Source organism: Micrococcus sp. KRD070, assembly GCF_017168435.1.
GTDB classification, from domain to species: Bacteria; Actinomycetota; Actinomycetes; order Actinomycetales; family Micrococcaceae; genus Micrococcus; species Micrococcus luteus.
Genome location: NZ_JABFNH010000013.1, coordinates 1 through 24,712 on the forward strand (window position 1 = coordinate 1; position 24,712 = coordinate 24,712).

21 protein-coding genes and 1 pseudogene are annotated in these 24,712 nt (G+C 73.6%); 14 read left to right on the forward strand and 8 right to left on the reverse strand.

Annotated features, from left to right (window positions below; genetic code table 11):
• Positions 1-150: 150 nt before the first annotated feature.
• Positions 151-528, reverse strand: a pseudogene (locus tag J1M38_RS04450) (ABC transporter ATP-binding protein); the annotation flags it as partial.
• A gap of 286 nt (positions 529-814) precedes the next feature.
• Between J1M38_RS04450 and J1M38_RS11955 the strand changes: the two are divergent.
• Both J1M38_RS11955 and J1M38_RS11960 read left to right on the forward strand, forming a co-directional pair.
• Positions 815-1,105, forward strand: a complete 291-nt coding sequence (locus J1M38_RS11955) for a TetR/AcrR family transcriptional regulator (RefSeq protein ID WP_241246472.1) — start codon at positions 815-817, stop codon at positions 1,103-1,105.
• Positions 1,102-1,383: a hypothetical protein gene (locus J1M38_RS11960; protein ID WP_228070425.1), complete on the forward strand. Its 282-nt coding sequence runs from the start codon at positions 1,102-1,104 to the stop codon at positions 1,381-1,383. The genes J1M38_RS11955 and J1M38_RS11960 overlap by 4 nt, the downstream gene beginning before the upstream one ends.
• A gap of 13 nt (positions 1,384-1,396) precedes the next feature.
• On the opposite strand, the gene J1M38_RS04460 is transcribed toward J1M38_RS11960, so the two are convergent.
• From J1M38_RS04460 to J1M38_RS04475, 4 genes are all read right to left on the reverse strand, one after another.
• Entirely contained in the window at positions 1,397-1,663 is a 267-nt protein-coding gene (locus tag J1M38_RS04460; protein WP_020625619.1) for a hypothetical protein, read from the reverse strand.
• Between the two features lie 370 nt (positions 1,664-2,033).
• On the reverse strand, positions 2,034-2,726 hold the full coding sequence (locus J1M38_RS04465) for a response regulator transcription factor (protein ID WP_020625618.1): 693 nt from the start codon (positions 2,724-2,726) through the stop codon (positions 2,034-2,036).
• A gap of 56 nt (positions 2,727-2,782) precedes the next feature.
• Positions 2,783-4,126: a histidine kinase gene (locus J1M38_RS04470; protein WP_206482027.1), complete on the reverse strand. Its 1,344-nt coding sequence runs from the start codon at positions 4,124-4,126 to the stop codon at positions 2,783-2,785.
• Between the two features lie 65 nt (positions 4,127-4,191).
• Positions 4,192-5,346: a nitronate monooxygenase gene (locus tag J1M38_RS04475; protein ID WP_144818892.1), complete on the reverse strand. Its 1,155-nt coding sequence runs from the start codon at positions 5,344-5,346 to the stop codon at positions 4,192-4,194.
• An 81-nt stretch (positions 5,347-5,427) separates the two neighbouring features.
• On the opposite strand from J1M38_RS04475, the gene J1M38_RS04480 reads away from it, so the two are divergent.
• From J1M38_RS04480 to J1M38_RS04490, 3 genes are all read left to right on the forward strand, one after another.
• The gene (locus tag J1M38_RS04480; RefSeq protein ID WP_206482026.1) at positions 5,428-6,882 is read left to right on the forward strand and encodes an L-lactate permease; all 1,455 of its coding nucleotides are present in this window, start codon (positions 5,428-5,430) and stop codon (positions 6,880-6,882) included.
• A 257-nt stretch (positions 6,883-7,139) separates the two neighbouring features.
• Positions 7,140-7,805 (forward strand): response regulator transcription factor, encoded by a 666-nt coding sequence (locus tag J1M38_RS04485; RefSeq protein ID WP_063189414.1) that lies wholly within the window; start codon positions 7,140-7,142, stop codon positions 7,803-7,805.
• A gap of 306 nt (positions 7,806-8,111) precedes the next feature.
• Complete coding sequence (locus J1M38_RS04490) at positions 8,112-9,152, forward strand: histidine kinase (RefSeq protein ID WP_206482025.1); 1,041 nt, start codon at positions 8,112-8,114, stop codon at positions 9,150-9,152.
• Positions 9,153-9,280: 128 nt separating this feature from the next.
• On the opposite strand, the gene J1M38_RS04495 is transcribed toward J1M38_RS04490, so the two are convergent.
• Entirely contained in the window at positions 9,281-12,658 is a 3,378-nt protein-coding gene (locus J1M38_RS04495) for a beta-phosphoglucomutase family hydrolase (protein ID WP_135101460.1), read from the reverse strand.
• 286 nt (positions 12,659-12,944) lie between these two features.
• Between J1M38_RS04495 and J1M38_RS04500 the strand changes: the two genes are divergently transcribed.
• On the forward strand, positions 12,945-13,535 hold the full coding sequence (locus J1M38_RS04500) for a hypothetical protein (RefSeq protein WP_036316210.1): 591 nt from the start codon (positions 12,945-12,947) through the stop codon (positions 13,533-13,535).
• Positions 13,536-13,551: 16 nt separating this feature from the next.
• Here J1M38_RS04500 and rlmC read toward each other — a convergent pair whose 3' ends face one another.
• Both rlmC and J1M38_RS04510 read right to left on the reverse strand, forming a co-directional pair.
• Positions 13,552-14,763: a 23S rRNA (uracil(747)-C(5))-methyltransferase RlmC gene (rlmC, locus tag J1M38_RS04505; RefSeq protein ID WP_206482024.1), complete on the reverse strand. Its 1,212-nt coding sequence runs from the start codon at positions 14,761-14,763 to the stop codon at positions 13,552-13,554.
• 10 nt (positions 14,764-14,773) lie between these two features.
• Entirely contained in the window at positions 14,774-15,382 is a 609-nt protein-coding gene (locus J1M38_RS04510) for a HEAT repeat domain-containing protein (RefSeq protein ID WP_020628173.1), read from the reverse strand.
• A gap of 120 nt (positions 15,383-15,502) precedes the next feature.
• Here J1M38_RS04510 and J1M38_RS04515 point away from each other — a divergent pair, with 120 nt between their 5' ends.
• The 8 genes from J1M38_RS04515 to J1M38_RS04550 all read left to right on the forward strand — a co-directional run.
• Positions 15,503-16,477, forward strand: coding sequence for an acyl-CoA thioesterase (locus tag J1M38_RS04515; protein WP_036316197.1), 975 nt, complete (start codon positions 15,503-15,505; stop codon positions 16,475-16,477).
• Positions 16,478-16,501: 24 nt separating this feature from the next.
• Positions 16,502-17,770, forward strand: coding sequence for a phosphatidylserine/phosphatidylglycerophosphate/cardiolipin synthase family protein (locus tag J1M38_RS04520; protein ID WP_036316196.1), 1,269 nt, complete (start codon positions 16,502-16,504; stop codon positions 17,768-17,770).
• 301 nt (positions 17,771-18,071) lie between these two features.
• Positions 18,072-19,475, forward strand: a complete 1,404-nt coding sequence (locus J1M38_RS04525; protein ID WP_036384546.1) for an MBL fold metallo-hydrolase — start codon at positions 18,072-18,074, stop codon at positions 19,473-19,475.
• Between the two features lie 34 nt (positions 19,476-19,509).
• Positions 19,510-20,103 carry a rhodanese-like domain-containing protein gene (locus tag J1M38_RS04530; RefSeq protein WP_052007121.1) on the forward strand — a complete coding sequence of 198 codons (594 nt, stop codon included), beginning with the start codon at positions 19,510-19,512 and terminating at the stop codon, positions 20,101-20,103.
• Between the two features lie 6 nt (positions 20,104-20,109).
• A complete protein-coding gene (locus J1M38_RS04535) occupies positions 20,110-20,892 on the forward strand; it encodes a sulfite exporter TauE/SafE family protein (protein WP_080696032.1) in 783 nt (260 codons plus the stop codon).
• A gap of 72 nt (positions 20,893-20,964) precedes the next feature.
• A complete protein-coding gene (locus J1M38_RS04540; RefSeq protein ID WP_044659303.1) occupies positions 20,965-21,240 on the forward strand; it encodes a metal-sensitive transcriptional regulator in 276 nt (91 codons plus the stop codon).
• A 521-nt stretch (positions 21,241-21,761) separates the two neighbouring features.
• On the forward strand, positions 21,762-23,519 hold the full coding sequence (locus tag J1M38_RS04545) for an ABC transporter ATP-binding protein (RefSeq protein ID WP_144825436.1): 1,758 nt from the start codon (positions 21,762-21,764) through the stop codon (positions 23,517-23,519).
• Positions 23,516-24,712: ABC transporter ATP-binding protein (locus J1M38_RS04550; protein ID WP_206501183.1), on the forward strand; the 1,197-nt coding region annotated here is incomplete at its 3' end. The genes J1M38_RS04545 and J1M38_RS04550, both read left to right, overlap by 4 nt.

Consider the following 24,712-nt stretch of genomic DNA (forward strand, 5'->3'; position numbering starts at 1 on the left):
CGGCAGGGGCAGCGAGGAGGGTCTCGCTCATGCGGCTCAGCGTAGGGCGCGCCCGGGACCCCGTCACGAGGTCTCGGGCGCGTCGCCGGGGCCGCGGACCGGCGCCGAGCTGTGGGGCGCGGCTCGCACGCACCGCGCCCCGCCTGCTCACACCTCGGTGGAGGTGGCGGTGTCCAGGTTGCCGGTGGGCTCGTCCCCGAACACGACGCCCGGTCGGGTGAGCAGGGCGCGGGCGACGGCGACGCGCTGCTGCTGACCGCCCGAGAGCTCGTGCGGGCGGTGGCGCAGGCGGGTCAGGGCGGTGTCGTCCAGTCCTGTGATCTCCGTGCCGCCGATCCTCACGGAGCCCGAGGTCCGCGCGTCCAGCCCGGCCAGGCAGTGCAGGAGCGTCGACTTGCCCGACCCCGAGGGCCCCATGATCGCGGTGAACGCGCCCGAGGCGAAGTCCACGTCCACCCCGCGCAGGGCGTGCACCTGCGCGTCACCGCGCCCGTAGGCGCGGGTGAGGCCGCGGGCGCAGACGGCGGGCGCCGTCGTCGTGGTGGCGGACGACGACGGCGTGCCCGGCCCCGGCGCGACGGGGCCGGGGGTCGTGGGGGAGAAGGGGTGTGCGGGGGGAGAAGGGGTGTGCGGGGGAAGAGGTGTCCATGGCGGCCACTCTCCCGCGCGGACCCGGCGGGGCGGATCGGAGGAGGGGACCACCTCCGCGGGCGGCGGGTCATGCCCGGGGATGAGGCGGGCCGGCGAGGCGTGGACCCGAGGGCGTCAGGTCCCCGCCGCCGGGCGGTGCGGGGTGGAGTGGGATGATGGGGACATGAGAGCCGACGCCCGCGCCAACCGCCAGGACCTGCTGGCGGCCGCCGGCCGTCTCATCGCCACCCAGGGGGCGGCGATGTCCCTGCGCGGGGTGGCGCAGGAGGCCGGGGTCGGCGTGGGGACGCTGTACCGGCACTTCCCCACGCGTCGGGATCTGCTGGACGCCGTGCTCGAGGACGTCGTGGCCCGCACCGGGGGATCCTGCAGGCCTTCCTCGACGGGGTGGGCGGGCACGGCGGCGGGGCCGAGGCGCGGTGGCGGAGGCTCGCCGAGGACCTGGGGGCCGTGAACCTGGCCTCGCTCGCGGCGGCCCGGGACGACTTCGACCCCGCCGACCGGCCGCCCGAGGCCCTCATCGCCGAGGCCGAGCGTGTGATCCTCGAGCTCGCGGACCAGGTGGTGGCCGAGGCGCGGCGGGCCGGGCTCGTGGGCCCGGACGTGACCGGGGCGGACTACCTGTTCGGCCTGCTCATGGTCACCCGGTCGCCGGAGTGCGCGCTGCTGGGCCACGGCCCGGACCAGCGGGGCTGGCTGCTGGACACGTACCTGCGCGGCCTGCGGCCCTGAGGGCGCGGCCGGGTCAGTCGCCCGGGGCGTCGTCCTCCAGGACGGGGCGGGCGGTGGCCCACGCGACGGCGCCGGCGAGCAGGCCGGCGCCCGCGGTGAGCGCCAGGCGGAGCAGCCCCTCGACCCCCGTGAACAGGCTCAGGCCCAGCATCACGACGGCGGCCGTCACCAGCGCCACGAAGAAGGCCACGCATTCACTGTCCCGCTGCGCCTGCTCGGCGGCTGGGTCGGAGGCGCGGGACGTCGTCGGGGTGGGGTGGTCCAGGATGCTGCCGGTCATGGTGCCTCTCCTCCAGTGCGCGTCGGGCCGGGGCGGCCATCGGCGCGTGCACCCCGGCGGCGGACCCGCTGCGGGGCCTGCGTCCAGCATCGCGGAGGGGGTGGGCGCACCGGCAGGGCCATGAGGATGAACCTCGGGGCGTCCGACTCATACCCAGGTATGACCTGTGATTGTGCTGGCAGGCGCCTGGGGAGTGGCTCAGGGAAGGGCCCCGCCGCCCCGGCCGACCGCCCCGGCCGACCGCCGAGGCCGGCCGTTGAGGCCCGCAGACACGCCGCTACGACGACGGCGTAGCGGCGTGTCTGCGGGCCTCGACGAGGGGTGGGGCAGGGGCTAGGGCGGAGGCTGCAGGGCGTGCCGGAACGGCGGGTCAGAACTGCACGAGGCCCGCGCGGTGGGCGATGAGCACGGCCTGCACGCGGTCGCGGGCGCCGAGCTTGGCCAGCACCCGGCCGACGTGCGTCTTCACCGTGGCCTCGGAGAGCACGAGCTCGGCGGCGATCTCCAGATTCGCGGCGCCCTGCGCCATGAGCACCAGCACCTCGTGCTCGCGCGGGGTCAGCGACGCCACGGCCGCCTGCTGCTCCTCGCACTCGGCGCTGCGGACCTGGTCCGAGCGCAGACGCGGGGCCATGTGCGTCAGGAGCCGGCGCGTCGTGGACGGGGCGATCACGGCGTCGCCCCGGTGCACCGTGCGGATCGCGGCGAGCAGCTCCTCGGGCGGGGCGTCCTTGAGCAGGAAGCCGCTGGCGCCCGCCTCGATCGCGTCGAAGGCGTACTCGTCCAGGTCGAAGGTGGTCAGCACCACGACGCGCGGGGCGTCCGGCCGGCGCAGCAGCGCGCGGGTGGCCTCGATGCCGTCCATCTCCGGCATGCGCACGTCCATCAGCACGACGTCGGCGCCCGCCACGGACACCGACGCCACCGCCTCGCGCCCGCTGCCCGCCTCCGCCACGACCGTCAGGTCCGGCTGCGAGTCCACGAGCATGGCCAGCCCGGACCGGATCAACGCCTGGTCGTCCACCAGGGCCACGCGGACGGGGGCGGTCTCCTCGGAGCTCATGGGGTCATCCTCTCAAGTCGGGCGGGGTGAGCGGGCGAGACGGGGGCGGCCACCCCTCACACCGCCGAGTACGGCAGGTGGGCGGACACGCGGTACCCGGCCCCGACGCGCGGCCCCGTCTCGAGCGTCCCGCCGAACAGGGCCGTCCGCTCGGCGGCCCCCCGCAGACCCTGGCCGCTGCCCCGGGTGGCGGGGTCGGCGGCGGCGCCGCGGCCGTCGTCGTCGATCTGCAGGTCCAGGCCGTGCGCCGTCCAGGCGAGCGTGACGAAGGCGTCCGCGTCCGGCCCGCCGTGGCGCAGCGTGTTGGTGAGCGCCTCCTGCACGATCCGGTACGCCGCCAGCTCCCCACCCGCCGGCAGCGTGCGGCGGGGTGTGCCGGTCTCCAGCAGGGACACCTCGAGCCCGGACAGGCGCATCGTCTCCACGAGGGCGGGCAGGTCCGCGAGTCGCGGCTGGGGCCGGCGGCCCGGGGGCAGGCGGGTGCCGCGGCCGTCGGGGGAGGCGACGACGTCGGCGGCGGGTCGCCGGGCGTCGTCGTCGGTCACGCCGGGCACCCCGGCCACGGTCTCGCCGGTCTCGCGGAGCACGCCGAGCAGCTGGCGCATGTCCGCGAGCGCGGAACGGCCGGTCTGGCCGATGGTCTCGAGCGCGGTGACCGCGAGCGCGGGCTTGGCGGCGGCGGCGTACCGGGCGCCGTCGGCCTGGGAGATGATCACCTGCAGGGAGTGGGCGACGATGTCGTGCATCTCCCGGGCGATGTGGCTGCGCTCGTCGGCGGCGGCGAGCTCGCGCTCCTGCCGGGACTGCACCTCGAGGCGGTGGGCGCGGTCCTCGAGGGCGCGCACGGCGAGGCGGCGGTTGCGCACGACGTCGCCGAACGCCCACGCGGTGAGCACCACGAGCCCGCAGCCGATCGCCATGATGACCATGGCCAGCGGCTCCGCGGGGGAGCGGACGGTGAGGCCGTCGGGGGTGACGAACTGCGCCGGGAACAGCCACACCTTCACCCCGTTGGCCACGCCGCCGACCAGCCCCAGGAGGAGCCCGGCCACGGAGACGCTCCGGGGCGCGTTCGCGGCGAGGTTGTAGACGGTGAGCGGCACCATCAGCAGGGACAGGCTGAACTCGGGCCCGGCGAGCAGGTGCAGGACGGCCGCGGCCGTCACGACGGCGGCCGAGGCCACCGGGCGCACCCGACGCACGGCCCACGGCAGGACCATGCCGGCCCCGGCCAGGAGGGAGACGGCCGTCTGCCGGCCCTGGGGGTCCGGGGCGACCATCGGCCCGAGCGCGATCCACGGCAGCGCCACGAGCACGGTGAACAGTGCCGCGGCGGCCATCACGTCGGTGCGCACGGGGTGCAGGCGCGTCCACTGGTCGAGGCGGCGCAGGGGGTTCACGCGGGCCAGCCTAGGCCGCAGGCCGAGGGGCCGGCGTCAGTCCGCGGGATGATCCGGGACGGTCCTCAGGGCGCGAGGGAGGCGAGGACGTCGGCGGCCGGCGCCTCACGGACCCGGTGCGCCTCGGTGCCGGCCCACAGGTGGACGCGTTCGAGGTCGCCGGCGGCCGCGGCGGCGGCGCGCAGCCCCTTCGTCAGGACGTTGACCTCGGGGTACGCGGCGGGGGCGTCCGGGTGCTCCGCCATGAACGCGGTGGCCAGCGACCGCGCCCACCGCCCCGTGTAGGCGCGGGTCAGGCCGGTGCGGGCCCGGCCGTCGTCGGCGGAGAAGCGTGTCCCGGCCGCACACGCCGCGACGGCGGCCCGGTGCGCCGCCGAGGTGCCCGCCTCCGGGGTGAGGAGGAACGCGGTGCCGGCCGAGACGGCGTCCGCGCCGGCGGTCAGCAGGGCGCGCACGTCCTCGGCGGTGCCCACGCCGCCGGCGGCCACCACGGGCGCGGCGCTCGCGGCCCCCGTCCCGACGACGTCGCGCACCGCCGCCAGCACCGTCGGCATCTCGGCGCGGGTCGGCTCCGCGGCCGGGTCCGACGTGCCCCGGTGCCCGCCGGCGCGGTGGCCCTGCACCACGAGGAACGCGGCCCCGTGGTCGAGGGCGGCCCGCGCCTCGGTCGCGTCCGTCACGGTGGCCCCGGCCGGGATGCCCGCGGCGGCCAGCCGGGCGAACACGTCGGCGGCCGGCAGGCCGAACGTGAAGGAGACCAGCGGCCACGCCTGCTCCTCGGCGGCGGTGAGCAGGGCGTCGAAGTCGGCCCGTTCGGCGTCCGGGTCCGGGACGACGTCCGCGGCGGTGGGCAGGCCGGCGGCGCCGTCGGCCGTCAGGCCCGCCCGGTACGCGGCGACGGCCGCCGTCCGCGCCGACCGTGCCGCCTCCGTGCGCGCCGCGTCCGGGATGGCCGTGTTCACCGCGTCCGGCACGAACAGGTTCACGCCCCAGCGGTCCGGCCCCTCCGCGCCCAGCAGCGCGCGCAGCGCGTCCACCTGCGCGCGCATCTGCGCGGCCGTCCGCATGCCGCCGGCGAGGAACCCGCCGCCGCCTGCGCCCACGACGGCGGCGACCAGCTCCGGGGTCGAGGGGCCGCCGGCCATCGGGGCCACCGCCACGGGCACGGGCGGGATCAGGCGGGCGCGGGTGACGTCGTCGGGGTGGGATGGCTGCGTCATGACCCCCAGAGTAAGGGGAGGGGTGTCGGCCCCACCCCGCGCCTACAGTGGGGCGCAGTACACGAGGGAAGGGGGTGCGCCGTGGAGGTGCTGCTCGCGCTCTCACCCATCCTGCTCACCCTCGTGCTGCTGCTCACCCGACTGCCCGCGTGGGTGGCCCCGGCCGCCGGGACGGCCGTGGCCGTGCTGCTGGCCCTCACGGCCTTCGGCGTGGCCCCGGGCGACCTGGGCGGCGCGATCGGCGCCGGCGTGCCCACGCTGCTCGAGATCCTGGCGATCATCGCTGGCGGTATCACCCTGTCCCGCGTCATGGAGTACTCGGGCGGGCACGCGCGCCTGGCCGCGTGGCTGTCGGCGGGCAACGGCCCCACGATCGCGACCGCGCTGCTCATGGTGCACGGCGTCATCCCGTTCCTCGAGACCGTGACCGGGTTCGGCGTCTCCCTGATCGTGGGTGTGCCGCTGCTGCTGGGTCTGGGCTACACGGCGTTCCGGTCCGCGCTGATCTCCGTCCTCGCGCTCACCATCGGCCCGTGGGGGTCCATGGCGCCGGGCACGCTCATGGGCGCCCGCCTGTTCGGCCTGGACTTCCGGGAGATCGGGGTCACCGCCGCGGTGTTCAACCTGCCGGCCTGCCTGGTGGCGGGCGTGGCCACGGTGCTGCTGCTGCGCGGGGCGCGCGGCATGCGAGTCGACGCCGGCCCGGCCCGGACACTGCCCTGGCTCGGCGTCGCCGTGCTCTCCGGGGTCGCCCAGTGGGCGCTGATCCTGGGGGCGAACCTCGTGGTCGGCACCGCGCCGGCGGGCGCCGTCGCCACGTTCGTGCTCACCGTGGCCTGGCTGCTCGTGATCCGCGGCGGCCGGCTGCTGCCCGGGCCGGGGCGGGACGTGGTGCCGTACCTGACGCTCATGGCCGGCACCGTGCTGGGCACCACCGTGAAGGGCGCCTTCGGGCTCGAGGGGGTGGCGGCCCTCGTGGGGACGCCGGCGCTGTGGGCGTTCGTGGCGGTGGGCGTGGGCGTGCAGCTGCTCCACCTCGACGCCGCCGCCCGCCGCCGCGTCCCCCGCGAGGCCGGGAAGCTGTGGGTGGGCACCGCCATCCCCAACGCGCTCTACGTGGCGTTCGGGCTCATCCTCTCCGCCGGCGGGGTCTCGCAGGCGCTCGCGGGCGCACTCAGCGGGATGGGGGAGTCCTACCTGGTGGCGATGCCGTTCCTCGGCGCGTTCGCCGGCTTCATCACGGCCTCGAACACCGGGGCCATGGCCCTGATCGGCCCCCTGCAGATGGACACAGGCGCCGCCCTGGGCGTCCCCCCGCCCTGGTCCAACGGCCTGCACAACGCGGCCGCGGGCTGGGGCATCGTCGCCGGGCCCGCTCGCATCCAGGTGGCCCACGGCATGGCCGCGGGGGCGCAGTCGCCGCAGATGCCCGGCTGGGCCGTGACGCGGCGGAACCTGTTCGTGGTGCTGCTGCCGGCCATGCTCGCCGGGATCCTCGGCATGGCCGTGATGGGCTGGTTCCTGCTGCCGCGGTGACGCGCGGGGGGTGGAGCGGGGCCCGGGTGGGGCGGCCCGGTTCCGTGGGCGGAAGCGGCAGGCCAGAGCGTTCCGTGGGCAGAAGTGCCCTCTCTTCTGCCCACGGAGGCGATGGGGTTGTGGGTTCTGCCCACGGAGGCGCCGGGACTGCGGTGGCCGGCCGGGCGCGGGAGCCGGCCCGGTCCGCCCCGAGGCGGGGGCCGACGTCGACCTTCGGTGGACGCGCGGCGGCCTGTGCGCCTCCTAGGCTGGACGCCATGATCCGAGTAGTCGTGGCCGACGACCAGGCGTTGATGCGCACCGCCCTCGAGCACTTCGTGGCCCAGGCCGAGGACCTCGAGGTGGTCGGCTCCGCCGAGGACGGGGTCCAGGCCCTCGAGGCGGCCCGCACGCTGGCCCCCGACGTCGTGCTGATGGACATGCAGATGCCCCGCATGGACGGCGTCGAGGCCACCGCGCGCATCTCCGCCGAGGCCCCGGGCGTGCGCGTCCTGGCGATCACCACCTTCTCCTCCGAGCAGTACCTCGTGCCCGCCCTGCGCGCCGGCGCCGCAGGCTACCTCGTGAAGGACGCACCGCCGGCCGAGGTCGTGGACGCCATCCGCCGCGTCCACGCCGGGGACGCCGTGTTCTCCGCCCGCGTGGCCGCGGACCTGGTGGAGGCCGTCACCGCGGCCCCCGAACACGCCGCCCCGTGCCCGGCCGAGCCCCTCGCCCCGCACGAGCGCCTCACCGAGCGCGAGCTGGACGTGGTCCGCGAGCTCGCCAAGGGCGCCTCCAACGCGGAGATCGCCGGCGCCCTGTTCCTCGCGGAGGCCACGGTGAAGTCCCACATCGGCAAGGTCCTGGACAAGTGGCAGGTCCGTGACCGCGTGCAGATCCTCATCCGCGCCGCCCGCGCGGGCCTCGTGGACATCGGATGAGCATCGCGGCGCCCGCCCCGGCTCGGACGACGACGGCGACGTCGCCCCCGCCTGCCGAGTCTCCCCTGGGCTCCCGCCTGCCGGCGATCCTGCGCGCGGAGCCCGTCTCCCGGCACATGCGGATCGTCCTCTACGTGATCGTCGGGCTCATGGTGGTGGGGGAGATCCTCACCCTGGTGCTGGGGCCCATGGTGGCCGCCGGGCTGAGCGCCGACCCCGAACTCGCGGGCATCCTCGAGGAGGACGGCGGGCTGACGGGTGAGGGGCGGGAGCCGCTCCTGCGCTGGGTCCTGTTCTTGGCGGAGCGTGCTGGTCACGCTGCTGTTCGGGTGGCAGCCCACCCTCGCGGCGGTGTTCGTGCTGCTCGGGAGCACGTTCGGTCTGGTGGGCCTCGTGGAGGCGGACCACGCGCACCTCACCCCGCAGGCGTTCAGTGGCGGGGTCGTCCTGGGCGCGGCCATGGTGACGCGGTACTCGCACCGGGTGTTCGTCTGGTTCGCCCTGGGCGCCCTCATCCTGCTCACCGTCGCGGGCGAGGTCCTCACCGACGGCACGTGGGCGGACGAGGACAGCCTCAAGGGCGTCATGGTCATCACGCTCATCGTCGCGCTGTGCGTGGCGGTGCCGGCCTTCATGATCCGCCGATCCCGGCATCGGGCCCGGGACCGCGAGGCGGCCCTGCGCCGGGCCGAGGAGGCCGCCGCCTGCGCCGCGGAGGCCGAGCGGCAGCGGATCGCGGCGGAGCTGCACGACGTCGTCGCGCACGGGCTCACCGTGATCTCGATGCAGGCCGCCATGCTGCCCACCCAGAGGGACCCGGACAAACGGGCCGCCGCGGAGAAGGCCATCGAGGAGGCCGCCCGGCAGTCCCTCGTGGACCTGCGCCGCATGCTCACCGCGCTGCGCGGCTCCTCCCGCAACGCGCAGACGGCGGAGGGGGACGCCGTCGTGGACCTGCCGGCCCGCCTCGACGAGTTCGAGGCCCAGCTGCACGCGGCCGGGTTCGCGGTCGAGCGCTCGCTGACCGAGCTGGACGAGCTGCCGCGCTCCCTGGAGCTGACCGTGCTGCGTGTGGTGCAGGAGTCGGTGACGAACATCCTCAAGCACGCCCCGCGCCGCGGCACGGTGCGCCTGACCTCGCAGCTCGAGGGCGCGGACCGCCTCGTGCTGTGCATCGCCAGCCCCATGGACGAGGGCGAGCCCCGCCGCGACCGCGTGGTGGTCGCGATGGCCAGCGGCTTCGGCCTGGCCGGCATGCGCGAGCGCGTGGCCGTGTTCGGCGGCACCCTCACGGCCGGCCCGCTGGGCGGCTGCTGGGTGGTCCGCGCCGAGCTGCCGCTGCGCTGAGCCGGGGCGGCAGCCGCGTCCTCCCGCGTCCTCCCGCGTCCGGGGGCGAAAGTGGGCGGTATCCGCGCGGGATACCGCCCACTTTCGCCCCCAAAGGGACGGGGTGGGGTGGCCGACGACGGCGGCCCTCAGTCCAGCGGGACCGTCAGCTTCTCGCCGGGGGACAGGGTGTGCTCGCGGCCGGCGATGATCATCGGCACGTCGTGCCACATGCCCTCGCCCGCGGCCACCGTCACCTCCCGCTGGGTCATCTGGATGACCACGGGCTGCTGGCGGAACCGGATGGTGAACCGGGCGCCGGGCAGCTGGGCGGGCATGCGGGGGTGCAGCCGGACGACGTCGTCGCGCGTCTCGAGGCCCGCGTAGCAGCGGATCACCGTGTCCACGGTGCCCGCCATCAGGCCCAGGTGGATGCCCTCCTTCGTGGTGCCGCCCTGCGTGTCCGAGAGGTCCGACTCGAGGGCCTCCGTGAACAGGTCCCAGGACCGGTCCGGGTCCGTGCGGGCCGACACCCACGCGTGCACCAGCCGGGAGAGCGTGGAGCCGTGCGTCGAGCGGGCCTCGTAGTACGTGACCATCCGCTCGAACGCCTCCTCGGGCAGCTCGTAGCCCATGCGGCGCAGGATCCGGTCCAGCTCCTCGGCGGAGAACAGGTATCCGAGCATGAGGGTGTCGGCCTGCTTGGAGAGCTTGTACCGGTTGGTGGCGTCGCCCTCGGCCTGCAGGATCAGGTCCATGCGGCCGATGTTCCCGTACTTGGCGCGGTAGGCCTCCCAGTCGAACTCGAGCAGGTCCTGGTAGCCCTCGAACTGGGCGAGGATGCCGGCCTCCTCGCCCTCCTCGAAGAACGGCACGGTCAGACGGGTGCTGACCTCCTCCCAGCGCTCGATCTCCTCCTCGGAGATCTCCATGAGCTCGGGCAGGCCGTCGTCGATCGTGTCCAGCCAGCGGACCAGGCGGGCGGTCTCCGCGAGCACCCACGAGGTCAGCACGTTCGTGTACGCGTTGTTGCGCAGGCCGGAGCCGGGGGTCTCGGGATAGCCGTCGTGGAACTCGTCCGGGCCCATGACGCCGTGGATCTCGTAGCGGTCCGTGACGGCGTTGTGCAGGGTCATGGACATGAAGAACCGGGAGATCTCCACGAGCATCTCCGCGCCGTAGTCCGAGATGAAGGACGTGTCCTTCGTGATCTCGATGTACCGCAGCACCGAGTAGGCGATGTCCAGGGAGACGTGCCGCTGGTTGTGGGAGTTGTCCGGCATCCACATGCGCGAGCGCGGGTTCCACAGCTCGGTGGGCGTCTCCTCGGAGCCGTCCGCCCCGGACTGCCACGGGTACATGGCACCGGCCCAGCCCTCGGCCTGGGCGTTGGCGCGGGCCTCGTTGAGACGCCGGTAGCGGTACATCAGCAGGCCCCGGGTGATCTCGGGGCGGCGCAGCGTGAGCATCGGGTAGACGTAGATCTCGTCCCAGAAGATGTGGCCGCGGTAGCCCTCGCCGTGCAGGCCGCGTGCCCCCACGGAGGCGTCCAGGTCCCGGCGGCGGCCGTAGGCCGTCTGGAGCACGTGGAACGTGTGCAGGTTCAGGGCGAGCTGCTGGCGCAGCGACGCGCCGTCCTTGCCCATCGGGACCGCGGACCCCACCGGGGCCGAGTGGCCGGCGTCGACGACGGGCGGCGCGTATTCGCCGCCGGCCTCCGCCGCCGTGGAGCGGCGCTGATGCCGGTACGGCTCGGCCAGGTCGATGCGCACGGAGAACCGGTCCCAGTTGGTGCCCCAGCGCTGCTCGTGCAGGGTCAGCAGGTTGCGGAAGTTCTGGGCGCGCTGGACGTCCTTCACCGCCGACTCCCACACGGAGGCGTTGGCGTGGTCGTGGCTCGTGGCGACGGCGGCGATCTTCTCCAGCACGAGCGGCACGCCCTCGTCCACGTGGAGGAGGATGTCCTGGCCGACCACCAGGTCCGAGCCGTCCACGGGGCGGCGGATGGGCTCGTGGTGGCCCACCGGCGCCACCTGGCGGGTGCGGGTGGCCACGGCCACGTGGATGCCGGACTGGTTGGTGGCGGTCTCGAGCAGGACGGTCTCGCCGTCGATCTCCCGGGCCTGGACCGGCTCGAGGTGCTGGTTGGCGAGGGTGCGGTCGTCGGAGACGTTGAGGTTGGCCACGCGGCCCTCGATCTTCGAGCGCACCGTGAGGTCCCCGGACCAGTTCTCCGCCACGACGGTCAGCTCGATCGCGGCGAGGTGCCGGTTGGCCAGCGAGGTGAACTGTCGGGTGTGGACCGTGGTGCGCCGGCCCTGCTCGTCCTCGAAGGTCATGGTGCGGGAGAGCACGCCGCGGCGCAGGTCCATCTCCTGGCCGTACTCCACGAGGTTCTCCTCACCCGGCAGCAGCGGGCGGCCGTGGCGCGGGGTCACCACGAGCGGGGTCCAGTCCTGGATGTTGACCATGTGCTCGGTCTCCACGACCCGGCCCTGGACCATCGAGGTCAGCCGGTTGAACACCCCGGCCATGTAGGTGCCGGGGTAGTGGACGGAGGAGATGTGCGTGCCGGGCACAGCGCCGCGGGTGCCCCAGTACCCGTTGGCCAGGGTGCACAGCACCTCGCGCGTGCCCTCGGAGGCCGGGTCGAAGCGGTCCCAGCGCAGCACCCACGCGGGGTCGAACGGGGTGGTGGTGCGGTCCTCCAGATGCAGGGTCCCGTAGTCCTGGACCACCAGGTGGGCGCCGGCCGCCTTGAGTCGGCCCTTGCCGAGCTCGGGCTCGCGGTCCACGCCGATCACGAGGCCGAAGCGGCCGTCCGAGGCGGCCTTCACGCCGGAGACGGCGTCCTCGAGGACCATCGCGTCCGCGACGTCGACGCCCAGCTCGCGGGCGGCCTCCCAGAACATCGCCGGGTCCGGCTTGCCCGGCAGCCCGCGCTCGACGGCGGTGTTCCCGTCCACGATCACGGGGAAGAAGTCCAGCACGCCGCCGGCCGTGAGCACGGCGCGGGAGTTCTTGGAGCTGGTGACCAGTGCGACCGGCACACCCTTGGCCCGCAGCCGCTCGAGGAGGTCCTGGGCCTCCGGGAACACGCGGACGCCGTCGCGCTCGAGGACCTGCTCGAAGTAGCCCTGCTTGCGCTCGGCGAGGGCGAGGACGGTCAGCTCCGGGGCGGCGTCCGCCTCGGGGGCGTCGGCCTCCGGCACCCTCAGGCCGCGGGAGGCGAAGAACGTGCGGACCCCGTCCTCGCGGGGGCGCCCGTCCACGTGGTGCAGGTAGTCGGCGGCGGCGTCGAAGGGACGCAGCACGTCCGGGTCCGCGGCGACGACGGCGGCGTTGGCGGGCAGCGCGCCCACGGCGGGCAGCGCCCCGTCGAAGAGCTCCTTCCACGCCTGCGCGTGCACGCCGGCGGTGTCCGTGATGACCCCGTCCATGTCGAAGATGACGGCGCGGTAGCGGCGGAGCCGGTGACGGCGGGCGTTCAGGTCCTGCGGAGCGGCGGGGGTGAGCGTCTGCGACATGGGAACCAGCCTACGGGCGGGGAAGTGGGGCCGCACGGGGAGTGCCGCGGCGATGTTCACCGCAGCGAGCGCGCCGTCGTTCCGGCCGACCGCACCGCAGCGACATCACAGCGGTTCTCAGCTGCGGTGATGTCGCTGCGGCGCGGTGGGTTCCGGGAATAGGGTCGTGCCGACGGGGCGGACGTGTGCCCCCGCGCGCCGGAAGCGTGGCCCGGGAACGAGCAGGACACACTCGGCGGAGATGGCCGGGGGGCGAAGGGCTCATGAACTGGATGATGAGCAAGTGATGGATGCTAAGCCGACGCGGTTGCGGAAGAAGGCGACGCGGGAGGAGATCCTGGCGAGTCTGCCGGTGCAGGCGCGGGTGCGTCCGGCGCGGTGGTTGCTCCTGTGGCTGATCGTCGTGGTGTGCATCGCGGTGTTCGTGTGGGTGATCTTCCGGCCGCCGGAGGATGTCTCGGCCGGGTTCGGGGTGTGGCGTGTGGCGTCGTTCATCGGGTTGGCGCTGGCGTTGGCGGTGCTTCCCGCCGCGACGATGGGTCTGTTCCGGCCTCGGCATGTCACGTTCGATGAGCGGCGGGTGTGGACGCGGGACTGGTCGGTGGACTGGGCGGACGTGAAGGAAGTCCGTGCTGTGGCGCCAGAGTCGGAGCACACGATGAAGGTGGCGCTCAAGGTGGACGAGCGGCTGTGGAACGAGGGTGGTCTGCGCAAGGCCAACCGGTGGGACTCGGGACGGCCGTTGCAGGGTGGCGGGTTGACCCGTGCGCAACCGCTCGTGCTCACGCAACCCGCGCTCGCGCCGTCGGCTCTGACGCTGCTGCAGGTCTTCGTCGAGTTGAAGAAGCGGAACCGTCGGGCGGGGAGCCCGCGGTGACGCGCCCCGGCCCCCGTCACCGCCGGGTCAGCAGTGTGAGCACCTCCGCGTGCCGGGTCTGCGGGAACATGTCGAACAACTGCACCCGCGCCACCCGATAGCTCGGCATCCGGGCCAGGTCCTGTGCCAGCGTCGTCGGGTTGCAGCTCGAGTACAGCACGGTGGGCGCGCCCGAGTCCTCCAGCGCGTCGGCCAGCTCGGCGCCGATGCCCCGCCGCGGCGGATTCACGACGACGGCGTCCGGGCGGGACCGCCGTTTCTCGAACGAAAGCGCCTCCGGAGCCCGCCGTTTCTCGAACGAAAGCGCGGAGGTGGCGTCGCCGGCGGAGAAGCGCGCCCGGTCGGCCAGGCCGAGCTCCGCGGCCGTCTCCCGGGCCGCGGCCACCGCCTCGGCGGAGGACTCCATGCCCCACACGTCGCGCACGCCGGCCCGGGCCAGGTGGAACGCGAACCCGCCCACCCCGCAGTACAGGTCCCACGCCGACGCCGGCACACCGCCCTCGGCGACCCACGCCGCCGCCGTCGCGTACAGCCCCTCGGTCACCGCGGTGTTCGTCTGGAAGAACCCCTGCGGGCGCAGCCGCAGGCCGATCCCGTTCAGTTCCATCCGCAGGGTCGGCCCGCCGGCGAGCACGATCTCCTCGTCGCCCTCGGGCAGGGCCACGTGCTCGGGCAGCAGGTTCGCGCTCACCACGGCGGCGGGTGTCCCGCGCGCCGCGAGGTCATCCAGCAGCCCCGGCACCGCCGCGCGCAGCGCGTCCAGCCGGTCGGCGGAGCGCAGCACGAACCGGACCATCGCCTCCCGGTCGGGGGAGAGCGTCACGATCACGTTCTTCAGCTCGCCCGTGCGGGCGGCGACGTCGTAGGGCTCCAGCCCGGCCGCCGTCACCGCCGCCGCGCACGCCTCGAACACGCCCTCCATGCCGGCCTCGTACAGGCCGCAGTCGCGCAGGTCCACGCCGGCGCCGTCGTGATGGCGGGGGTGCTGCCGCGGGTCCAGGATGCCCAGCCGCGGCGCCGCCGCCGACCCCGTGACCACGAGCTTCGCCTTGTTCCGGAACCCGGCCTCCGCGGAGGCGAACGGCTCGGCCACGACCGTGTCCGCATCGAGCGCGTCCGCCAGCGCGGCCAGGACCGCGGCCTGCTTGTCCGCGAGCTGCCGGGCGTACGGCACGCCCATCAGCGGGCAGGAACGGCACTCGCCGACATCGAAGTGGGGGCACTGCACGGGCGTCGCCTCAGCCCTCGAGGCTGACCCGCAGGCCGGGCCGGTCCAGGCGGATCGCGAGCTGCTCGAGGGCCAGCTCGGCGGCCGCGGCCAGGTCCGCGTCCACGTCCATCACCATGCCGGTGAGCACGGGCAGGGCGGACTCGAGGTCCTCGGGGCGGGCGAGGGCACCCAGTGCGGACGCGGCCGACGCGCGGACCTCCGGGTCCGGGTCGGCACAGCCGGCCCGCACCGCGTCCACGAGGGTGCGGTCGACGGCGGCATCGCGGCGCAGCGAGCCGGCGCGGGAGGCGAGCACGAGGTGGGCCGCCGAGCGGACGTCCGCCTCGGGGGCGGTGAGCGCCCCGGTCAGGGCGGGCAGCGCGCTGCGGTGCCACGCGTGCATCAGGGCCAGGGCGCCGGTCGCGGCGGGGCTGAGGTCGCCGTCGTCGCCGGTGAGGGCGCGGGCGGCGCCCGAGGTGACGTCATCGGGAGTGGCCGCGCCGGTCATCAGGCGCACCGCCAGCCCGGCGACGGCGGCCTCCCCGCGCTCGGCGACGGCGGCCTCGGTGCGGCGGCGCAGGCGGTCGTGCGGAGTCTGGGGCTCCGCGGGCAGGGGGAGACGGTCGAAGGCGGTCATGGGTCCATTGTCCCCCGTGCGCGGACCCGCCTGGGGCGCGGCCGGGAGGTTCCCCGCAGACTCCTGGACGGGGCGTGACCGGCCGCACAGGGCCCGGACTCGGGTGATACGTTCGACGGCATGAGACCCCCCGGAGCCCTCGCCCTCGAATTCCGGGCGGACAGCTTCGATCATCCCACCGGCCTGGTGGACGCCGGCACCGTCATCTCCTGGATCGAGAAGGCCGGCTACGCCGTCGCGGCGAGTTGGGCCGGGACGTTCGTGCGTGCCCGCTACATGGGGCACACCCAGTTCCGGCACCCCGTGCCGGTGGACCGCCGCGCTGTGGTGCAGGCGCGCGTGGTCCACACGGACGGCGCCGAGGTGCACGTCCAGACCCGCCTGCTGCTGCCGGAGATCCGCGACGACGACGGCGACCCCGTGGTCGCCACCTCGTCCCTCGTGGTCTACGCCGCGGAGGAGGGCGGGGTGCCCGTGACCGTGCCGGTCTGGGAGCCCTCGACCCCCGGCCAGATCGAGCGCGACGAACAGGCCCGCCGCTCCACCGTGGCCCGCCGCGCCGTCGAGCGCGGCATGGCCCGACTGCCGTTCCCCGCGCCCGGGGAGGCCCCCGAGGAGATGAGCACCCTCGCGTTCCTGGCCCCCAACGCGGAGGCCACCGTGGGCGGCACCATCAACGCGGGCGCGATCCTGCGCTGGGTGGACGAGGCGGCCGCCGTCTGCGCCGCCCGCTGGACCGGACATGAATCCGTGGTCGCGGTGTTCGGCGGCGGTGTGCGCTTCGTGCGGAACATCCACGTGGGCGACCTCGTGCGCGTGGAGGCCCTCCTGGTGAACACCACGGAGCGGTCCATGCATGTGGCGCTGCGCGTCTACGCGAGCCGACGCACCGGGGCGGAGTCCCGCCTGGTGGCGCACTCGATCGCCGTCATGGTGGACGTCTCCGCGGAGGACCAGGCCCAGCGGGTGCGGCAGTACATCCCCGAGAGCGAGAGCGCCCGGAGGCTGCAGGAGACGGCGATCGAACTCGTGCGCATGCGCTCCGAGGTGAGCGCGGCCTGGACCGAGATGCGCCGCTCGACCGATCCGCGCTGACGGGGCCCTGAGTAGACTGAGCGAATGCGTCGACCGTCCCTGCCGTCCCTGTCCCGCCTGCCGGTCCGTCGTCTCCTCCGGGGAGCGGCCGTGGCCGCGGGCGTCGGTCTCGTGGGACTGCCGCTGACGGTCGCCGCCGGGCTCACCGGCGTGGACATGGTCAAGCGCGGCGGCCGAGTGCGCCGACCCGCGCCGAACCCCGGCGTGTTCGACGCCCACGTGGAGGGCTCCGAGCTGCGCATCTTCACCTCGGGTGAGGACCTCTACAAGGAGATGATCGCCGCGATCGACGGAGCGCAGCGGATCATCAAGTTCGAGACCTTCATCTGGAAGGGCGACCCCACGGGCCAGCGGTTCATGGACGCCTTCAACCGGGCGGCCGCGCGCGGCGTGGAGGTCTACGTCTCCTACGACGGGTTCGGGAACCTCGTGGTCCCGCCCCGCTTCTACCGTCAGCTGGACCCGCGCATCCACGTGTTCCGGCTGCCGGCCTTCGCCCGCCCGATCTGGCGAGGCGTGGTCCGGCACAGCGGGTTCAACCACTCGAAGATCATGGTGGTGGACGACGAGGTCGGCTTCGCCGGCGGCTTCAACATCGGCGACGACTACGCCCGCCTGTGGCGGGACACCCACGTGCGTGAGCGCGGCCCGGCGGTGTGGGCGCTGGGCCAGTCGATCTCCATCAAGTGGAACGCCCACCACCGCGCGGGCGAGCAGATGTCCTGGCGCCCCCCGGACACGTGGGACCCGCGCGTCACCGTGGCCGCGAACCAGCCGCCGCTCCTGGTCTACCCGATCCGGCTGAGCTACCTCGACGCCATCCAGCGGGCGCAGCACCGCATCCTCATCAACACGCCGTACTTCATCCCGGACCAGCAGGTCCTCGAGGCGCTGCTGCACGCGGCCCGGCGCGGGGTGGACGTGCAGGTGATGGTGCCGGAGGACTCCAACCACATCGTGGCGGACTGGGCCTCGCGCGGCTTCTTCGGGAAGATGCTCGAGGCCGGCATCACGATCCTGCTGTACAGGGCCAGCATGATCCACGCGAAGACCGCCACCGTGGACGGCATCTGGTCCACCGTGGGCTCGGCCAACGTCGACCGCCTCTCCCTGGGCTTCAACTACGAGTCCAACGTGGTGGTCGTGGACCGCGACTTCGCCGCCCGGATGGAGGAGATCTTCGCTCTCGACGCCCAGCGGGCCGTCCGGATCGACACCCCGCGCTGGGAGGACCGTCACGGCCTCGCCCGCGTGGTCGAGGCCCTGCTGGTACCACTGCGTCCCCTGCTCTGAGGACCCCGGGCGCTGAGCCAGACGTTTCTGCAGTTCTGACGCCCGATCCGCAGCGGAATCATCTGGCTCACGCCCCCCGCCGCGTGAGCCAGACGTTTCTGCCGTTCTGACGCCCGATCCGCAGCGGAATCATCTGGCTCACGCCCCCTGGCGACGTCTCCCGACCGTGCCGTCCCTTCCCGTCGCCGCCCGGGCTCACCCTCTCTCTTGCATACCCCTGGGGGTATACCCTACGCTCGTTCTCGACATACCCCAGGGGGTATCGGATGGACATCGAGACCCCCCGACCCGGAGGAGAACCATGCTGCTCGAGCGCATCTACGACGAGGACCTCGCCCAGGCCAGCTACGTGATCGGCTGCCAGGCGAAGAACGAGGCGATGGTGGTGGACCCCCGCCGCGACATCCAGGTGTACCTGGACCTGGCCGCCAAGAACGGCATGACCATCACCCACGTGACCGAGACCCACATCCACGCGGACTACCTCTCCGGCACCCGCGAGCTGGCCCACGCCACCGGCGCCCAGATCCACCTGTCCGGCGAGGGCGGCGAGGACTGGGCCTACGGCTTCGAGGGCAACCTCCTCAAGGACGGCGACACGGTGACGCTCGGCAACATCACCGTCGAGGCCGTGCACACCCCGGGCCACACCCCCGAGCACCTGTCCTTCCTCGTCACCGACGGCGCCTTCGCGGACGCCCCGGGCTACATGCTCACCGGCGACTTCGTGTTCTCCGGCGACCTCGGCCGCCCGGACCTGCTGGACGAGGCCGCCGGCGGCGTCGACACCCGCTTCGAGGGCGCCCAGCAGCTCTTCGCCTCCCTCAAGGCGAAGTTCCTGACCCTCCCGGACCACGTGCAGGTGTTCCCGGCCCACGGCGCCGGCTCCGCCTGCGGCAAGGCACTCGGCGCGCTGCCCTCCACCACGGTCGGCTACGAGCGCAAGTACGCGTGGTGGTCCGACTACCTGAAGAACGACGACGAGCAGGGCTTCATCGACGAGCTGCTCGACGGCCAGCCCGACGCCCACGCCTACTTCGCCCGCATGAAGCGCCAGAACAAGCAGGGGCCAGCCATCCTGGGCGAGCTGCCCGAGCTCGAGGAGCTGGACGCCGGGGGCGTGCAGGCGACGCTCGCCGAGGGCGCCGTGTTCGCGGACACCCGCGGTGTGGACGAGATCCTCGCCGGCACCGTGCCGGGCGCGCTGGCCTTTCCGTCCCGCGGCAAGGTCGCCACGCACGCCGGCTGGGCCTACGACCCGGAGAGCGACGACGCCGCCCTCGTCCTGCTCGCCGAGGACCGCGAGGACGCGCACACGATGCGCGACCACATGATCCGCGTGGGCGTCGACGCCGCCGCCGCGTTCACCACCTCCGTGGACGGCCTCACGTTGGAGCCGGTGCCCACCGTGCAGGCCGACGAGCTGCGGTCCCGCATCGAGGCCGGCGAGGTCGGCGCGGAGCAGGACACCGTGCTGGTGGACGTGCGCAACAAGACCGAGTTCTCCCACGGCACCGTGGCGGACGCCCGGCAGCTGAACGCCGGCAAGGTGCTCTTCCACCAGGAGGAGCTGCCGAAGGACAAGACCCTGGTGACCTTCTGCCAGTCCGGCCTGCGCAACATCGTGGCCGCCCAGGCGCTGCGCCGCGCCGGGTTCGACGTGATCGAGCTCGAGGGCAGCTACGCCGCCTGGCAGCAGTCCTGACACACCCCCAGACCAACCCCGAGGAGCCCCTCCCATGAGCGTCACCCTGTCCCCCGTCGCCCCGCGCGACCTGAAGGCCGAGCTGGCCGCCCGCCCCGACGCCGTCGTGCTGGACGTGCGCACCCCCGGCGAGTTCGAGACCGAGCACATCGCCGGCTCCTACAACGTGCCGCTGGACCTGCTCCAGGAGCACGCGGACGAGGTCGCCGCCCGCCTGGACGGCACCGCGGTGCTCGTCTGCCAGTCCGGCAGCCGGGCCGGCACCGCCCAGGACCGTCTGGCCCAGGCCGGCTTCACCTCCGCGCGCGTCCTGCAGGGCGGCATCTCCGCCTACGCCGAGGCCGGCGGCGAGGTCGTCCGCAGCGGCAACCGCTGGTCCATGGACCGTCAGGTCCGCATGACCGCCGGGTCCATCGCGCTGGTCGGGGCCGTGGCCTCCCAGGTCGGCTCGAAGCGGTTCGGCCTCATCCCCGCCGCGATCGGCGCGGGCCTGTCCTTCTCCGCCGTGTCCAACACGTGCGCCATGGCGTCCGTGCTGGCCAAGATGCCGTGGAACCGCCCCGCGCAGGAGCGCTCCGCGGGCGACGTGATCGGCCGCATCCCCACCGGCGCGGGGAAGCGGAGCTGACCCGTGATGTGGATCGTCCTCGCCCTGGCCCTCGTGGTCGGCCTGCTGCTCGGCCTCATGGGTGGCGGCGGGTCGATCCTGATGGTGCCCCTGCTGACGTACGTGGCCGGCCTCGAGCCGAAGCAGGCCATCGCGGGCTCCCTGTTCGTGGTGGGTGTGACCTCGCTGGTCTCAGTGCTGCTGCACTCGCGGCACGGCACCGTCCGGTGGCGCACCGGCCTGATCTTCGGCGCGGCCTCGATGGTGGGTGCCCTCCTGGGCGGCGTCGTCGGCGGCTTCCTGCCGGGGACCCTGCTGCTGATCGCCTTCGCGGTGATGATGCTCTTCACGGCGTGGGCCATGATCCGGCCCAAGAAGACGCAGCCGGCGGCCGCCCCCTCAGTGGAGGCCTCGGCTGACGTCGAGCCCCGCCGCCACCCGCTCGGGAAGATCCTGCTGGAGGGCGTCGTCGTCGGCTTCGTCACGGGCATCGTCGGCGCCGGCGGCGGGTTCCTCGTGGTCCCTGCGCTGGTCCTGCTCGGCGGCCTGCCGATGTCCGCTGCGGTGGGCACGTCCCTGCTGGTGATCGCCATGAAGTCCTTCGCGGGCCTCGGCGGCTACCTGACCAGCGTGACGCTGCCGTGGGACCTGCTGCTGTGGGTCACCGGTGTGGCCGTGGTCGGTGCGCTGATCGGCGTTCCGCTCATGAAGCGGGTCCCGGAGAAGGCGCTGAAGAAGGGCTTCGGCTGGTTCGTGCTGGCCATGGGCCTGGTGATCCTCGTCCGGGAGCTCATCGGTCTCCTCGTGTGACATCCGGCGACGTCGCCGGATACCCCTGGGGATATGATTCCCCTCCCCGCCACCGTGACAAAGGAGGTCGCCGTGCGCACCGCCGACGCCGAGACCCAGCGCAAGATCCTCAACCGCCTCAAGCGGGCCCGCGGCCAGCTGGACGCCGTCATCCGCGAGGTCGAGGGCGAGGGTCGCTGCAAGGACGTGGTCACGCAGCTCTCCGCCGTCTCCACCGCGCTGGATCGCGCCGGCTTCGCGGTCGTCTCATCCGCCATGCAGTATTGCCTCGCCGACCCCGAGAAGGCGGAGGACGAGGAGAAGCTCACCGTCGCCGAGCTCGAGAAGCTCTTCATGACCCTGGCCTGACCGGCCACCCCGAAGCCCCCTCGCCGAAAGGATCCCTCATGTGCCGTCCGGCGCGCTGACCCGTCTGCCGCAGGGCCACCTGGGCCGGATGCGGCCGGCACGTCGAGTCCCTCAAGGCCGTCGTCCCCGCGGCGCAGTGGTGCGATGGCCGTCACCCTGATGCCGAGCGCGACGCAGCCCGCGCGGGCCGTGCCGGGGCCGCAAGGTTCTTCGCGAGGCTCTTCGGGCGCTGAGCCAGGCGTTCCGGGGGCGTGAGCCAGATGTTCGTGCTGTTCTGAGGGACCCTCAGCCGCGGAAACGTCTGGCTCACGCCCCCCGTCTGGCGTCGCTCAGTCCTCGTGCGGGTCCGCCAGCGGGTGGTTCGGCAGCCGGCTGTCCGGGGTGCGCCCGCGGCGTCCGACGACGACGGCTGCTGCCCGACCTCCTCGCCCGCGGCTGGGGCACAATGAACCCGGCCCACGTCGGCCCACCTCACTGCAGCCCACGCGGCCGCGCGCCCATCCCGACTCCCTGGGAGCCCCATGCTCTGGACCCTGCTCCGCCGTCACGGCCGGCGCTATCGCGGCGCCGTCGCGGCCGTCGTCGTGCTGCAGCTGATCAGCACGCTGGCCATGCTGTACCTGCCCAGCCTCAACGCCCGCATCATCGACGAGGGCGTGGCCCGCGGCGACACCGCCCGCATCTGGGACCTCGGCCTCGTGATGCTCGGCGTCGCGCTGGTGCAGGTGGTCGCCGCGATCGCCGCCGTGTGGTTCGGCGCGAAGGCCTCGATGGGCGTCGGCCGGGACCTGCGCCGCGCCGTCTACACCCGCGTGGACGCGTTCTCCGCGGAGGAGCTCGGCCGCTTCGGCGCCGCGACCCTCATCACGCGCGGCACCAACGACGTCAACCAGGTGCAGATGCTCACCCTCATGGCCCTGAACTTCATGGTGGCCGTGCCGATCATGGCGGTCGGCGGCATCATCATGGCCATCCGCGAGGACCCGGGCCTGTCCTGGCTCGTGTGGGTCTCCGTGCCGGTGCTGCTGGTGATCGTGGCGTGGATCGTCGCGCGTCTCATGCCGCTGTTCCAGCGGATGCAGGACAACATCGACGACGTCAACGGCGTGATGCGCGAGCAGATCCAGGGCATCCGCGTGGTCCGTGCGTTCGTGCGCGAACGCCACGAGACGCGCCGGTTCACGGACGCCAACGCCGCCCTGACGGAGACGTCCGTGCGGATCGGCCGGCTGTTCGTGCTGCTCGGCCCGGTCATCACGATGATCCTCCACCTGGCCACCGCTGCCGTCCTGTGGTTCGGCGGCGAGCGCGTGGACGCGGGGCTCGTGCAGGTCGGCGCGCTCACCGCGTTCATGCAGTACCTGCTGCAGATCCTCATGGCGGTGATGATGGGCACCTTCATGATGATGATGCTCCCGCGCGCCGTGATCTCCGCCCGCCGCATCGGCGAGGTCCTGGACACCGTCCCGACGCTCGCTGAGCCGGTCCGCCCGGTGACCCCCGATCGTCGCGACGGCGCCGTGGAGCTGCGCCACGTCACCTTCCAGTACCCCGGCGCCGAGGCGCCGGTGCTCGACGACGTCAGCTTCGTCGTCGCCCCCGGCACCACGACGGCGATCATCGGCTCGACCGGCTCCGGCAAGTCCACGCTGATCAGCCTGCTGCCGCGGCTGTACGACGCGACGTCCGGCGAGGTGCTCGTGGACGGTGTGCCGGTGACCGACCTGGCCCGGGCCGAGCTGACCGAGGCCGTGGCCCTCGTGCCGCAGAAGCCGTACCTGTTCTCGGGCACCGTGCGGGAGAACATGCAGTTCGGGGCCCCGGACGCCTCGGACGAGCGCATCTGGGCGGCCCTCGAGACGGCCCAGGCCGCGGACTTCGTGCGCGCCCGCACCACGGGCAGGGGAGAGGCGGCGGCCTCCGGTCTGGACTCGCGCCTGTCCCAGGGCGGCACGGACGTCTCCGGCGGCCAGCGCCAGCGCCTGTCCATCGCGCGTGCCCTCGTGGCCGAGCCGCGGATCCTCGTGTTCGACGACTCGTTCTCCGCCCTGGACGTCACCACCGACGCGCGGCTGCGGTCGGCGCTCGACCGCGCGGCGGCCGGGGTGACCCGGATCGTCGTCGCCCAGCGGGTGGCCACCATCATCGACGCCGACCAGATCATCGTGCTGGACGAGGGCCGCGTGGTCGGCCGCGGCACCCACGCCGAGCTGCTGGCGGACAACCAGACCTACCGGGAGATCGTGGACTCCCAGCTGACCGCGGAGGACGTGGCATGAGCGAGCACCTGACCGACGAGGAGATCCTCGAGATCCAGGAGCAGGGCGCCACCGACGACTGGGGCGGCGGGCCGGCCCGCAAGGCCAAGGCGTTCTGGCCGTCCGCGAAGCGGCTCATGAGCCTGTTCCGCACGGAGAAGCTGGGGCTGGCCGTCGTCGCCGTCATGGTGCTGGTGGCCGTGGTGTTCAACGTGTGGGCGCCGCGCGTGCTCGGCCGGGCGATGGACGTGATCTTCGGCGGCGTGGTCTCCGCGCAGATGCCCGGCGGGCTGAGCCGCGAGCAGGTCATCGACGGGCTGCGCGCCCAGGGCGAGGACCAGGCCGCGGAGATGCTCTCCGGCATGGCGTTCACACCGGGCGAGGGGATCGACTTCACCGAGCTGGGCCGGCTGATCCTGATCGTGCTGGCCATGTACCTCGTGGCCCAGCTGTTCATGTGGCTGCAGGGCCGCGTGCTCAACGATCTCGTGATGCGCCTCGTGTTCCGCCTGCGCGAGGACATCGAGGCCAAGATCAACCGGCTGCCGCTGAGCCACTTCGACCGCGGGCAGCGCGGCGACCTGCTCTCCCGCACCACCAACGACGTGGACAACGTCCAGCAGGCCCTCCAGCAGGCGTTCGCCTCGCTCGTCTACTCGGCGCTGACCGTGATCGGCATCGTCGGCATGATGTTCTGGCTGTCCTGGCAGCTCGCGCTCATCGCCCTGATCGCGCTGCCGGTGGCCGGCGTGGTGGTGGGCGTGATCGGCAAGAAGTCCCAGGCGCTGTTCTCCGCGCAGTGGCGGGAGACGGGCCGGCTCAACGGGCACATCGAGGAGTCGTTCACGGGGCACGAGCTGGTGACCGTGTTCGGCCGGCAGCGGGACATGGCCGCGCGCTTCGACGAGCGCAACGAGGAGCTGTACGAGGCCGCGTTCACGGCGCAGTTCTACTCGGGGATGATCATGCCGATCATGCAGTGGGTGAACTGGCTGGGATACGTGGGCATCGCGGTGGCCGGCGGCCTGCGCGTGGCCAACGGGCAGATGACCCTCGGCGCCGTGACCGCGTTCATCCAGTACTCGCGTGAGTTCAACCAGCCGCTGGGCCAGATCGCCGGCATGTCCAACATGCTGATCTCCGGCGTGGCGTCGGCCGAGCGCATCTTCGAGCTCCTCGACGAGCCGGAGGAGACCCCCGACGGCACCCCCGCC